This is a genomic window from Streptomyces sp. NPDC051963, assembly GCF_044593495.1.
Classification (GTDB): domain Bacteria; phylum Actinomycetota; class Actinomycetes; order Streptomycetales; family Streptomycetaceae; genus Streptomyces.
This window is the reverse complement of sequence record NZ_JBIUCC010000004.1, coordinates 429,873-443,051: the sequence shown is the minus strand read 5'-3', so window position 1 is coordinate 443,051 and position 13,179 is coordinate 429,873. Positions and strand designations below refer to the sequence as shown.

10 protein-coding genes are annotated in these 13,179 nt (G+C 69.8%); 4 read left to right on the top strand and 6 right to left on the bottom strand.

Annotated features, from left to right (window positions below; genetic code table 11):
* Positions 1-14: 14 nt before the first annotated feature.
* From ACIHFB_RS18680 to ACIHFB_RS18665, 4 genes are all read left to right on the top strand, one after another.
* The gene (locus ACIHFB_RS18680; RefSeq protein WP_400127365.1) at positions 15-1,541 is read left to right on the top strand and encodes a glycosyl hydrolase family 28 protein; all 1,527 of its coding nucleotides are present in this window, start codon (positions 15-17) and stop codon (positions 1,539-1,541) included.
* Positions 1,538-4,870 carry an alginate lyase family protein gene (locus ACIHFB_RS18675; protein WP_400127364.1) on the top strand — a complete coding sequence of 1,111 codons (3,333 nt, stop codon included), beginning with the start codon at positions 1,538-1,540 and terminating at the stop codon, positions 4,868-4,870. Before ACIHFB_RS18680 ends, ACIHFB_RS18675 begins: the two co-directional genes overlap by 4 nt.
* A gap of 27 nt (positions 4,871-4,897) precedes the next feature.
* Positions 4,898-6,148 (top strand): alginate lyase family protein, encoded by a 1,251-nt coding sequence (locus tag ACIHFB_RS18670; RefSeq protein WP_365274497.1) that lies wholly within the window; start codon positions 4,898-4,900, stop codon positions 6,146-6,148.
* Positions 6,149-6,243: 95 nt separating this feature from the next.
* Positions 6,244-7,848: a carboxylesterase/lipase family protein gene (locus tag ACIHFB_RS18665; protein WP_400127363.1), complete on the top strand. Its 1,605-nt coding sequence runs from the start codon at positions 6,244-6,246 to the stop codon at positions 7,846-7,848.
* Between the two features lie 6 nt (positions 7,849-7,854).
* Here the strand turns inward: ACIHFB_RS18665 and ACIHFB_RS18660 are convergent, their stop codons facing one another.
* From ACIHFB_RS18660 to ACIHFB_RS18635, 6 genes are all read right to left on the bottom strand, one after another.
* Positions 7,855-8,904, bottom strand: a complete 1,050-nt coding sequence (locus ACIHFB_RS18660) for a LacI family DNA-binding transcriptional regulator (RefSeq protein WP_365274491.1) — start codon at positions 8,902-8,904, stop codon at positions 7,855-7,857.
* Between the two features lie 118 nt (positions 8,905-9,022).
* Positions 9,023-10,582 (bottom strand): amidase, encoded by a 1,560-nt coding sequence (locus ACIHFB_RS18655; RefSeq protein WP_400127362.1) that lies wholly within the window; start codon positions 10,580-10,582, stop codon positions 9,023-9,025.
* Complete coding sequence (locus ACIHFB_RS18650) at positions 10,579-10,866, bottom strand: hypothetical protein (protein ID WP_365274485.1); 288 nt, start codon at positions 10,864-10,866, stop codon at positions 10,579-10,581. The genes ACIHFB_RS18655 and ACIHFB_RS18650 overlap by 4 nt, the downstream gene beginning before the upstream one ends.
* Before the next feature lie 84 nt (positions 10,867-10,950).
* Complete coding sequence (gene mmuM / locus ACIHFB_RS18645; protein ID WP_400127361.1) at positions 10,951-11,862, bottom strand: homocysteine S-methyltransferase; 912 nt, start codon at positions 11,860-11,862, stop codon at positions 10,951-10,953.
* Between the two features lie 193 nt (positions 11,863-12,055).
* The gene (locus tag ACIHFB_RS18640) at positions 12,056-12,409 is read right to left on the bottom strand and encodes a hypothetical protein (protein WP_365274479.1); all 354 of its coding nucleotides are present in this window, start codon (positions 12,407-12,409) and stop codon (positions 12,056-12,058) included.
* Positions 12,410-12,450: 41 nt separating this feature from the next.
* Positions 12,451-13,173: a maleylpyruvate isomerase family mycothiol-dependent enzyme gene (locus ACIHFB_RS18635; protein WP_400127360.1), complete on the bottom strand. Its 723-nt coding sequence runs from the start codon at positions 13,171-13,173 to the stop codon at positions 12,451-12,453.
* Between the last annotated feature and the right edge of the window lie 6 nt (positions 13,174-13,179).

The window sequence follows — 13,179 nt, the reverse complement described above, 5'->3', positions numbered from 1 at the left end:
GCAAGGAGTCACGCATGACCACGCCTCTGTCACGCCGTACGGCCCTCCAGGCGGCCGGCGCCACCGTCCTCGCCGCCGGCACCAGCCTGACGGCCACGGCGGCCCAGGCAGACGAAGCCGCCCGCAAACCCGCGCCGAAGCTGGTGACTTATCCGCGCCCGAGTTCCATGCCGACGAACACCAGCTTCAAGGTGAGAGTCCGCACCGCTCCCGACGGAGAATGGCGGACCCTGGACATCTGGCGGCCTCAGCTGGAGGAGATCAACCCGACCACCGGGTCGGGCAAGGTCTACAACACCTCGATGGTGTACTTCGACTTCCAGGGCTCCGTCGAGATCGAGGTCACCTACCTCAAGGGCGGCACCACCAAGGCGCGGGTCCGGCCGGACGCGCTGGGCATCACGCCCGAACTCGGCGGCGACACCCTGGTGTTCACCCTCGACAAGCCGCGTGACGTGGTCGTCCAGATCAACGACGAGATCTTCGACGCCCTGCACATCATCACCAACCAGGTCGACTGCAACCCCCCGTCGGCCGACGACCCCGACGTCATCTACTTCGGCCCCGGCGACCACACCGTCACCGGCAACATCCTCACCGTCCCCAGCGGCAAGACCGTGTACCTGGCGGGCGGAGCCGTTCTCAGGGCGCAGGTGTTCTTCAAGGACGTCGAGAAGGCGGCCCTCAAGGGCCACGGCATGCTCTACGGCGGCCCCGGCGGCGTCCTCTGCGAAGGCAGCAGGAACATCCGCGTCCACGACGTCATCATCATGAACCCGAACGGCTACGCGGGCACCTTCGGCGAGAGCGAGAACATCCACGTCAAGAAGGCGCGTTCGTTCAGCTCGAAGGGCAACGGCGACGGTTTCGACATCTTTTCCTCCAGCAGGATCGTCTTCGACGGCTGTTTCATGCGCAACTCCGACGACTGCTTCGCCATCTACACCCACCGCTGGGACTACTACGGCGACACCCGCGACATCACCATCCAGAACTGCACCCTGTGGGCCGACGTCGCACACCCGATCAATGTCGGCACCCACGGAAACACCGACGCTCCCGAGGTGATCGAGAACCTGGTCATCAGGAACCTCGACATCCTTGACCACCGCGAGCCCCAGATGAACTACCAGGGCTGCATCGCCCTCAACCCCGGCGACGCCAACCTGATCAAGAACGTACGGATCGAGGACGTACGGATCGAGGACTTCCGCTGGGGCCAGGTCATCTACATGAAGGTGATGTACAACCCGAAGTACAACACCTCGGTCGGCCGCGGCATCGAAAACGTCTACGTCAAGAACCTCAGCTACACGGGCACCCACGCCAACCCGTCGATGTTCCTGGGCTACAACGCCGAACACGCCATCAAGGACGTCACCTTCGAGAACCTGGTGATCAACGGTGTCGTCATCGCCGACTCGATGAAGAAGCCGAGCTGGTACTACACCACCGACGCGATCCAGTGGTTCTACAACGAGCACGTGACGAACCTGAAGTTCCTCACCACCGCCGAGGCCGAGGCGGCCACCGCGTCATGACGATCCCCGCGCCGAGTCGCCGGGGCTTCCTCGGCGGCACGGCTGCCCTGCTGCTGGTGGCGGGCGCGAGCGGACTGCTCGCGCCCGGCGCGGCCCGGGCGGCCGAGAAGAAGACCGGTGGCAGATCCTTCACCCACCCCGGTCTGCTGCACAGCGCCGCCGACCTGGCCCGGATGAAGGCCGCGGTCGCCGACCGGGAATCACCGATCTACAACGGTTACCTCGCGTTCGCCGCGCATGCCCGGTCCCAGGCGACGTACTCGATCCAGAACACGGGCCAGATCACCTCCTGGGGGCGCGGCCCCACCAACTTCCAGAACCAGGCCGTCGCCGACTCGGCCGCCGCCTACCAGAACGCGCTGATGTGGTGCGTCACCGGCAACCGAGCCCACGCCGACAAGGCCCGCGACATCCTCAATGCCTGGTCGGCCTCCCTGACCATGATCACCGGGGCCGACGGCCCCCTCGGCGCAGGGCTCCAGGCCTTCAAGTTCGTCAACGCGGCCGAGCTGCTCAAACACAGCGACTACGACGGATGGGCCGACGCGGACATCGCGCGCTGCGAGGCGTCCTTCCTGGACGTCTGGTATCCGGCGGTATCCGGTTACATGCTCTACGCCAATGGCAACTGGGATCTGACGGCCGTCCAGTCCATCCTGGCCATCGGTGTGTTCTGCGAGGAGCCCACCCTCTTCGAGGACGCCCTTCGCTTCGCCGCCGCCGGAGCCGGCAACGGCAGCGTCGGTCACCGCATCGTCACCGACGCCGGACAGGGCCAGGAGTCAGGCCGCGACCAGGGCCACGAGCAGCTCGCGGCCGGCCTGACCGGCGACCTCGCCCAGGTCGCCTGGCACCAGGGCGTCGACCTCTGGGGATACGACGACAACCGCATCCTCGCCAACTTCGAGTACGTCGCCCGCTACAACCTCGGCGGCGACGTCCCCTTCGTCGCCGACCTCGACCGCACCGGCAAGTACCTCAAGACAACCGTTTCCGACAAGGCCCGCGGCACCCTGCCGCCGATCTACGAGATGGCCTACGCCCACTACGCCGGCGTCCGCGGCCTCGGCGCCCCGTACACCGAGGCGGCCGTCTTCCGCGGCACCGGCGGCGCCCGCGTCGTCGAGGGCAGCAACGACGACCTGCCCAGCTGGGGCACCTTCACCTATGCCGGCACAAAGGCGCCCGTGCCGACCGTCCCGACGGCCCCGGCAGGCATCACCGCAACCGGTTACGACACGTCAACCACCCTGACCTGGCTGCCGTCCGCGTGGGCGAGGACCTACACCGTCCACCGGTCCGCGCGCCCCGAGGGCCCCTACGAGGAGATCGCCACCGGCGTCGATCAGCCGACGTACACCGACCGCGACACACGCTCCGGACGGACGTACAGCTACGTCGTCAGCGCCACCAACTCCCGGGGCAGCAGCGGTGTTTCGGCAATCGCTTTCGCCGCCGCCGGGCTCCCCGAGCCCTGGTCCACCCAGGACGTCGGGGACGTGAAGATCCCCGGTTCGGCCCACTTCGACGGCGAGCGGTTCGTCCTCGAGGCGTCCGGCACCGCCGACACCCACCGCCTCGCCCATCTGCCCCTGCGCGGCGACGGCTCGGTCACCGCACGGATCGTATGGCCGCTCAGCTCGCAGTACTCCAAGATCGGCGTCAGCATCCGGGCCTCCCTCGATGCGGACGCCGTGCACGCCGCCATGCTCATCCAGGGGCTGCCGCTGCACACGTGGAGCGGCGTGTGGACCGTACGGCCGACCCCCGGGGCATCCGTCTCCGCGACCGGCAGTACACCGGTTCCCCCCTCGCAGCAGGCGGCGATCACGGTGGACGCAGCCTTCCCGATCTCCAGCCTCGGCACGCTGCCCGAGTCGGCGACCCCGCTGGAGGCCCCGTACGTCGAAGGCGCGGGCGACGGTTACCGGCTGCGCGCGCCTTACTGGGTGCGGATCACCCGCAGGGGCCGCCGCTGCACCGGCGCGATCTCCCCGGACGGCATCCGCTGGACCGAAGTCGGCGCCACCGACGTCGAGTTGGGGCGGACGGCGTGCGCGGGCCTCGTCCTCACGTCCTGTCTCGGCGTCGACGAGGAGTACGCCGAGACGGGCACCGGCGCCTTCGATAACGTCAGCGTGACGTCAGCGTCCGGTGAGGTCTGGTCCGTGCCGAGACCCCACCGCACGGCCGGCGACCTGAAAGCCGTTACCGGCGCCGACGCCGTGGAGCTGGCCTGGACCGACCCCGACCTCTCCGCCCGCTACAAGGTGCTGCGCGCCACCGACGCCGACGGCCCGTACATGACCATCGCCACCGACGTCGGCCCGCTCGGCTTCGGCACCCGCGTCCGGTACGCGGACGCCACCGGCACGCCGGGGACGACGTACCACTACGCCGTCGCCAAGACCAACACAGCAGGGCGAGGGCCGCTGTCGCATCCGGCCGCCGCACCGATGCCGACGCCGTCCACGCCCCAACTCGCTTCCATCACCGTAGCGTTCGCCAACAAGGGCGCATCCTTCCGCCATCTGATCCGTGCCTCGCACGAACCCGTGCGGTTCACCGCGACCGGCCTTCCCGACGGCCTTCGCGTCGACAAACGCACCGGTCTCGTCTCCGGAACGCCCAGGCAGACCGGCGAGTTCAAGGTCACCACGACCGCGGGCAACGCGGCCGGTGACGGCACCGGCGCCCTCACCCTCACGGTCGGCACACCTCCACCCGCGCCGTGGACCCACGGCGACCTCGGCGACGTGGTCCGGGACGACCGCGCCTTCGGGACGCTGGGTGCGGTCGCCGTCCTCACCCCCGGCAGTACCGCGTACGACGACGGGACCTTCACCGTGCGCGGCGCGGGTGTGGACCTGACCGTCAACAACCAAGGCATGACAGGGCAGTTCGTACGGCAACCCGTCAGCGGCGACTGCACGCTCACGGCCCGGCTGGTCTCCCGCAACGGAGCCACCGCCGACCGGGTGGGGCTGCTGATGGCCAAGTCGCTGTCACCGTTCGACCAGGCGGCCGGGGTGATCGTCACCGGCGGAACGACCGCGCAGCTCATGCTGCGGAAAACCGTTGCCGGAGCCTCTGCCTTCTCCGGCACCGCGACCGTCCAGCTGCCTCTGCTGCTGCGGCTGAAGCGCACGGGAACCGCTTTCGCCGCCGCTGTCTCCACCGATGACGGCGCCACCTGGACCGCCCTCGCCTCCGGCGAGATCCCCGGGTTCGGTGACGCCCCCTACCACGTGGGCCTCGTGGTCTGCTCCCGCAGCCCACTGGCCCTCGGCACCACCGAGTTCGACGAGGTGAGCATCAACCCCGACTGATCCTCCACGGATTGGAGATGCACAGCTATGAGCCGCACATCCCCCCACCGGCACCTCCCGCAGACCGAGCTGAGCCGCCGCGGTCTGCTCCGGACCGCAGGCGGCCTCGGCGCCGCACTGGCCCTCGGCGTCGGCACCTCCGCCCTCACCCGGGCGGACGCCGCACCGGCGACCTGGACCCACCCCGGCATGCTGCACAACTGGGGTGACATCAATCGCGCCCGGGTGCGCGTGGCCGCCGGCACCGACCCCTGGCTGTCCGGCTGGAACCGGCTGACCGCCAATTCCCACTCCCAGTCGACCTGGACGCCCAACCCGCAGGCCACCATCATCCGCGGAGGCACCGGCCAGAACTACGGCATCCTCTACAACGACATCGCCGCCGCCTACCAGAACGCCCTGCGCTGGCAGGTCGGCGGCACCGAGGCGAACGCCCAGTGCGCCGCCGACATCCTCAACGCGTGGTCGTCGACCCTGACGACGGTCACCGGCAACGCCGACCGTTTCCTCGCCGCGGGACTCTACGGCTGGCAGTTCGCCAACGCGGCCGAACTCATGCGGGACTACGCCGCATTCGACCTCGGCCGCTTCCAGCAGATGATGGCAAGCGTCTTCTACCCGCTCAACAACCAGTTCCTGCTCAACCACAACGACGCCTGCATCACCAACTACTGGGCCAACTGGGACCTGTGCAACATGGCGTCGATCCTCGCCATCGGCATCCTCAACCAGGACGCGGCCAAGTACGACCAGGCCGTCACGTACTTCAAGTCCGGCGCGGGAAACGGTTCCATCGCGCATGCCGTGCCGTATCTGTACACCGACTCCGACGGCTACGCCCTCGGGCAGTGGCAGGAGTCGGGCCGCGACCAGGGCCACACCGTCATGGGCATGGGACAGATGGGTGCGATCTGCGAGATGGCCTGGAACCAGGGCGAGGACCTGTACTCGTACGACGGCCGCCGCTTCATGAAGGCGGCCCAGTACGTCGCCAAGTACAACCTCGGCAGTGACGTGCCCTTCACCACCTACACCTGGGGGAGCGGGCAGAACTGCGCGCAGAACTCGCAGACGGTGATCTCCGCCGCCTCCCGCGGCCAGGTCCGACCGGTCTGGGCGATGCTCCACTACCACTACAACCGGCGGGTCGGCCTCGACGACAAGTACATCTCCCAGATGTGCTTCTCGGTCGCACCCGAAGGCGGAGGGGGTGACTACGGCTCCGTCAGCGGAGGCTACGACCAGCTCGGCCTCGGCACGCTGATGTACGCCAAATAGCCCTCTACCCCACCTCGCTCGCCGGAATAGTCGCTCGTGATGTGGTGCTCTGATATGTGCAGGGTGCACGAAGTGCGGCGAGAGCAGGTGGGCGCATGACGGCAGACCAGGTGGGTCAGGTGCCGGAGCCGGCGGAAGGTCCGGTGGTCAGGACACCGTACGGGGCCGTACGCGGCCGGTACGAGCACGGCGTCGCGGTGTTCAGGGGCATCCCGTACGCGGCGCCCCCGTTCGGCTCCCGCAGGTTCCGGCCGCCCGAGCGGCCGGAACCCTGGGACGGCGTGCGGGACGCCGGCGTCTTCGGGCCGACCCCGCCGAAACCGCCGTACTCCGAGGCCTTCGCGCAGTACCTGTCCGACCCGGTCGTCCCCGGGGACGACTGCCTCAACCTCAACGTGTGGACCCCCGAGGCCGGCCCGGGGGCCCGGCTCCCGGTCATGGTGTGGCTGCACGGTGGCGCCCTGACCCGCGGATCCTCCGCAGTACCCGTTTACGACGGAAGCCGCTTCGCCCGCGACGGCGTCGTCCTCGTCTCGGTCAACTACCGGCTGGGTGTCGAGGGCTACGGCCTCTTCCCGGATGCCCCCGCCAACCCCGGACTGCGCGACCAGCTCGCCGCGCTGGAGTGGGTGCACGCCTCGATCGAGGCCTTCGGCGGCGACCCCGATCGGGTAACCGTTTTCGGCCAGTCTGCCGGCGCCATCAGCATCGGTGCACTGCTGGGCGCCCCGCAGGCGCAGGGCCTCATCCGGCGGGCGGTGCTGCAGAGCGGGGCGCCCGAGGCCGCCGAACGGGACAAGGTACGCCGCATGGTGCGCCGTATGGCCGGCCGGTTGAAGATCCCCGCCACCGCCGCGGCATTCGCCGAGGTCGACCGGGAGCTGCTCCTGCGCACCCAGGCCGACGTGGGCAAACTCAGCAGCCCGGTGCTCGGCGGGCCCGCCTTCGGGATCGTGGTCGACGGTGATGTCGTCCCGCACGACCCGTTGGAGGCCCTGATCGAGGGCGATGCGGCGCGGGACGTCGACCTGATGATGGGCTGGACCCGCGACGAGTACCGGCTCTGGCTGGTCCCCGGCGGGCTCCTGGAACGCGTCGACCGGCTCGGCCCGGTCGCTCTGGCAGGCGCCATGGCCCGCTGCCGCTGTGGCCACGAGGTACCCCGCGGCTACCGAGCCCTCCACCCGGACGCCGGCACCGCAGAGATCGTCGGTCAGCTGGTCACGGACCACCTGCTGCGCCTGCCGCTGCACCGCCTGGCCGACGCCCGTCCGCAGTCGTCGTACGTCTACGAGTTCGCCTGGCCCTCCAGCCTCCCCGACCTCGGCTCCTGCCACGCCCTGGAACTCGGTTTCGTCTTCGACACCGGCGACGTCCCCGACTCGCGGAAGCTGGCCGGCGAGGGCGCCCCGCCGGAGCTGGCGGACACGATGCACTCGGCCTGGGTACGGTTCGCGACCGACGGCGACCCGGGCTGGCAGCACTGGGACGTCACCCATCCGGTCCGCATGTTCGATGACGGCGAGCCGCGCATCGCTCTCGGCCCGCACGATGCCGAACTCGCCGTGTGGGCGGCCGACGCAAAGGCTCGGGAAGCGGTTCCGGAATCGGCTCCCGCCGATGGCGCGGTCGCGCGGGGTGCGGAACTGAGGTCGGTCGTACGACGGCTGCGGCTGCCGGGGTCGGTGCGGCGTTCCTGACGTCCGTTACCTCGACGCCACCGAGTCCCGTACCACCACATGCGTGCCCAGGAGCAGGTGCTCGTCCGGGGTTTCCGGAGTGCGGCCCAGTGCCGTGCGGACGGCGAGGCGGCCCAGTTCCTCGTACGGGACGTGGACCGTCGTCAGGGCGGGGTGGAGGTCGCGGGCGAAGGGAATGTCGTCGTAACCGGCCAGCGAAATATCGCCGGGCACATCCAGGCCCGCTTCGTGCAGGGCGGTGAGTGCGCCCGCCGCGACCATGTCCGTGGCCGCCACCACAGCCGTGAACTCCAGCTCCTGCTTGAGGGCTTCGCGCATCAGACGGTGGCCGGAGTCGCGAGTGAAGTCGCCGTGGAGGAGCAGCGCCGGGTCCGGTTCGAGGCCGCGGCCGCGATGGGCGGCGAGGTAACCGCGTTCACGGCCCTGCGCGGTGGTGTGGTCCGGTTTGCCGCCGAGGAACAGGACGCGGCGGTGGCCCTGGGAGAGGACATGGGCGACCAGGGCGTAGGCGCCGCCCTCGTTGTCGTACTCGATGACCGACACCGGTGCGCCCGGCCCCAGTGGCGGGCGCCCGCACAGCACCAGCCGGGAGCCCGCCGACGCCAGCGAGTCGGCCATCCGACGGGTGCGCTCGCGGTACTCGTGGGTGTCGGCCGAGCCGCCGACCAGGATCACGGCGGCTGCCCGCTGCGCGCGCATCATCTCGACGAACTCCAGCTCGTGCCGCACGTCGCCCTCCGTGCTGCACACCACGCACAGATGCCCGAGCCGGGTCGCCTCACGCTCCACGCCGTGCGCCATGTGCGCGAACGACGGTCCGGTGATGTCCTCCAGCACGAACGCCAGCGTGGGTGTACCGACACCCGCGACCGCCTTGGCGCGCGCGTCGGCGACATAGTCCAGCTCACGCACCGCCCGCATCACCCGTGTACGGGTCGCCGAACTCACCGGATACACCCCGCCGAGCACCCGCGACACCGTGGAAGCGGACACCCCCGCGCGCGCCGCCACATCCCGGATGGTGCTGCGGCTCGCGTCTGGGCTCTTCCTCGTCATGCTCCGCCCTGCCCCCTCTTTCAGCAGTGGCAACACGGTGGAAACCGGTTCCCCTGGCGGAGGCTAGCAGTGGGGGAGGGCGGCGGACGAGAGAGCTGCGGTGGCCTGTTCGTCGGAGCTACGCCGAGCTCGTCGCAGCCTCCTCCGCCGACAGCCGCGGACGCGCCACCGCCGCCTTGGTACGAGCAGTCGTCGCCACCGGGTCGGCCGGGCGCCGGGTGTGCCAGTCGGTGACCGCCTGATAGGCCGCCGCGACCTCCAGCAGCCGGTCCTCCTCGTACGGCTGACCGCCGAGGATCGCACCGACCGGAACCCCGTTGGCGCCGAACCCGATGGGGAAGGCGATCTCCGGCAGCCCGAGGATGTCGAAGGGCACCGGACCGGTCTGGAGCACGACGTCGCAGCTGCTCATGACTCCATCCAGCACCTCCCGCAGGAGATGGTTCTTCGCGCGCTGAGCAGTGATCCACTCGTCACCGGACAGCATCAGGCCCTGCAGCCAACTCAGCAGGGACACACCGAACTTGGTCGGATCCGTACGCAGCCAGTGCCGGAACGGCTCGGTGCGCTCGGCGAGCCGGGCCGCGTTGAACGAGTCGGTGAGCAGAGCCCAGTCGTCCGGATAGGTGACGTTCACGAGCGTCACGCCCGTAATCGCTTCCAGCCTGTCGAGCAGGGTGCCGCGCAGCTCTTTCTGCGCGGACAGGAAGTCGCCGGGAACCCCGATCCGCGTGGCCCGGCGCATCCGGACCGCGCCCTTGCGGGAGACGACCGGCGTGGCGGCCCGGACCAGGTCGGGCACCGAGGGCAGCCCGAGCGTGCGGGGATCCTGAGCATCCGGGCCCGCCATGATCTGCACCATGATCGCCGCGTCCATGGCGTCCCGGGCGAGCGGGCCCGCATGATCACGGGTGAACGACAGCGGGATGACACCGTGTACAGAAACCCGGCCCATCGTCGGCTTCAGGCCGGTGAGGTTCTGCTGGTTGGACGGCAGCACGATCGAACCACCGGTCTGCGTCCCGATCGACGAGGCCGCGAGCCGCCCCGCCACCGCACAGGCCGGACCGGTCGAGGAGCCGCCCGGATCGACGGACGGGTCCTCGGGCGTCCAGGCGTTGACCGTGGTCACCGTGCCGTTCGGCCGCGTCGCCCGGGTGGTGGCCAGCGGCCCCATCTGCCCCTTGCCGAGCACGATCCCGCCGGCTGCCGTCAGCCGTGCCACGGCCGTGGCATCCACGTCCGGCACGAAGTCCTCGAAGATGTACGAGTTGCAGCGCGTCGGCACGCCATGCGTGAAGTAGTTGTCCTTGATGCACAGCGGGACGCCGCTCAGCGGGCGCCGCGAACCGCGGTCCGCCGCACGCGCCGCCTTCAGCGCGGCCTCCCCGGTGACCTCCGCATACGCCTGGTAGGTGGAGTCGTAGCGCTCGATCCGCTCCAGGTACGCCTCGGTCAGGTCCGTCGACTTGAGCCTGCCGCGCCGCATCAGGGTCACGGCCTCGGCGAGGGTGGCCTCGGTGGGGTCGGTGCGGGCGGCCTGCCGTACGTCGACGTCGGGGATGCGTACGGATACCGAGGCTGCCTGCGCCGAAGTCGTGGAGGCCTGGAGCGCCACTCCGCTCGCCACGGCCACCGAACTCGCCAGGAACACACGCCGGTTGAGAGCACGACTCATCGTCCGTCCGCCTTCCCGGTCCACGCCTCGGTGATCGAGGGGTACAACAGGGGCGGCGAGGCCTGTTGCGCGTACGCGGGCCCGTCGGCCGGCGGAGTCCAGCCGGATATCGCGCCGGGCGTCGCCGCCACGAACGACCGCAGCGAGGCGAGCACTTGGGCCCGCGTCGGCACCCCGGTGTCGGGGTCGGCCTGCTCCGGCAACAGCGTGAGATCGAAGCCGGCCAGCGCGAGCCGGGTTCTCACATAGGCGTCCAGTTGTTCCTGCGTGGGCGGCTCGGACATGGCGGCCTCCGTGATCGGCAGATGAGCAATGGGGACTTCATCACCATTGCGTGAAGTCCCCATTGAGCCCGTGCTTCACAGGAGTTACTGCAAGATCCGGGCGATCGAGGCGATCGCCTCCGGTCCCACCCGGCAGCACCCGCCGATGAGGCGCGCCCCCGCCTCATGCCAGCCCCGTACCTCTTCGGGCGCGAAGGCGGAGCGGCCGTCCCAGGCGCGGGCCCGGGCGTTCCAGGCCTCGCCGCTGTTCGGGTAGGCGACGACCGGCTTGCCGGTCACCCGGGCCGCCGTCTCGATCGCGCCGTCGACATCCTCGGGCGCGCAGCAGTTCACGCCGACCGCGATCACCTCGTCCGCTTCGGCGGCCAGGGCAAACGCTTCCTCCAAGGGCTGGCCGGCACGGGTGCGGTCCCCGTCGACCGTGTAGGACAGCCAGGCCGGCACCCCGAGTCCGCGCACCGCCCGCAGCAGCGCGACCGCCTCATCGGTGTCAGGAACCGTTTCCAGCGCAAGAACATCGGGAGCCACCGTGGCCAGCACCTCGAGCCGGGGCCGGTGGAAGCGCTCAAGCTCGGCCACGCTCAACCCGTACCGTCCCCTGTACTCGGAACCGTCCGCGAGCATCGCCCCATACGGGCCGACCGATGCGGCCACCCACAGAGGCCGGTCCGTCCGCGCCCGGCGCGCCGCCTCGCGGGCCAGCTCCACGCTGAGCGCGAGCAGCTCGGCCGCCCGCTCCCGGCCGATCCCGCGCTTGCCGAAGCCCTCGAAGGTGGCCTGGTAACTGGAGGTGATCGCCACGTCCGCGCCTGCTTCGAAATAGGCGAGATGGGCCTCGGTGATCGCCTCCGGCCGTTCGGCCAGCAGCCGCGCCGACCACAGCTCGTCGCTCAGGTCGTGTCCGGCGGACTCGAGCTGGTTCGACATACCGCCGTCGAGGACGACCGTTCCGGCGGCCAGGGCGTCCGCGAGGGTGAGAGGGGTGTCGCTGGTCATACAAAGACGCTAGTCGAAGGCTGGGTGTGGTGCCCCGTGGGGTTATGGACGCCACGACCGTTTGAAGGAGTTGCCGCGCATTGAGGGCGTGGCGTCGTCCGAGGTTCCCGTGAGCCGTCTGCGGGGCACGCGAGAGCCGTGGACGCGGTGAAACAAGCGGAGGCCAGGATCTGCTGTCTCCTCTGGTTGCCCGTCAGCTTGATTTCCTCTGCGTTGTTTCCGTGAAGGCCAGCCCTTGCAGGGCGAGTTGTTGCGTTTCGTATCGACCTTCGGTCGTGGCCTCCACGTCGAACCCGTGCGCGACCTGCGGTGGGTAGCCGATGAGTTCGAGCGCCCGGCTGGGCAGTGCCTGCTGGGACGCCTCTTCCGATTCCCACAGGAGAACGGCTCCCCACCGGTTGCTGTCGGGATCGGAGAGCCACATCTTGAAGCGAAGCCCGGGTACCTCGGAGAACGCGGCGACGGATTCCTCACGCAGGTACTCACGCATGGACTCGATGGTCTGTCCGGAGGCGGACAGGTCCCACCAAACAATGTCGGCACGCATGGCGCTCTTTCCTTCCTGAACGGAATTCGGATGTCGGCCGGTCAGGGCACGCGGTTACGGCGCTGTGGAGGGTGGGGCGGCCAGGGCCCGAGAGCCGGCAGCTCCTCCGGTGACACAGGCGACACAGGTGACACAGCGGGCGTACGACCGGCCAGCCAGGCCGCCAGGTCGCGCAGGCCTCCGGTAACCACCGTGCCCGGCGGCCCGTCGCCGACGGACCACTGGCGGTCCACGTCCTCGGCACGGAGACGTGCGCCTGCCGGAAGGCGGACGAGGAGGAAGTCGATGGTGTGTGCGGCCAGGTTCTCGGGCCAGTCGTCCGGCCGCACGCCGAGTTCCAGATCGACCATGTGGATCCATGCCTCGCGCCAGCGTGCGAAAACGGTTGCGGCAAGGTTCGCGTTGCGGAACGTCACCGGACGGGTCCAGTCCGCGTCGGTGGCGCGTGCCCAGGATGCCTCCAGTCCGGCCGTGTGCGCGGCGAGCTGCGCGCGGTGCTCGGCTGCGCTGCGGCCGGCCGTCGTCTCGATGATCGCGTTGCGCTCGTCGACCCCGCCGTCGTAGCCCGCTACGAGTTCACCGCGCAGGGCATGTTCCGCGAGACGGGCGAACATTCGCGCGTTGTCGGTGAGATGCGCGAGGACGTGGCCGCGTGACCAACCCGGAAGGGCGGATGCCTCGGCGACCTGCTGGTCGCTCAGTCCGGCCACGAGCCTTTCCAGCGTCCGGTGGGCTTCGATCACAGCTGCGACAGGAGGTTCCATGACCCT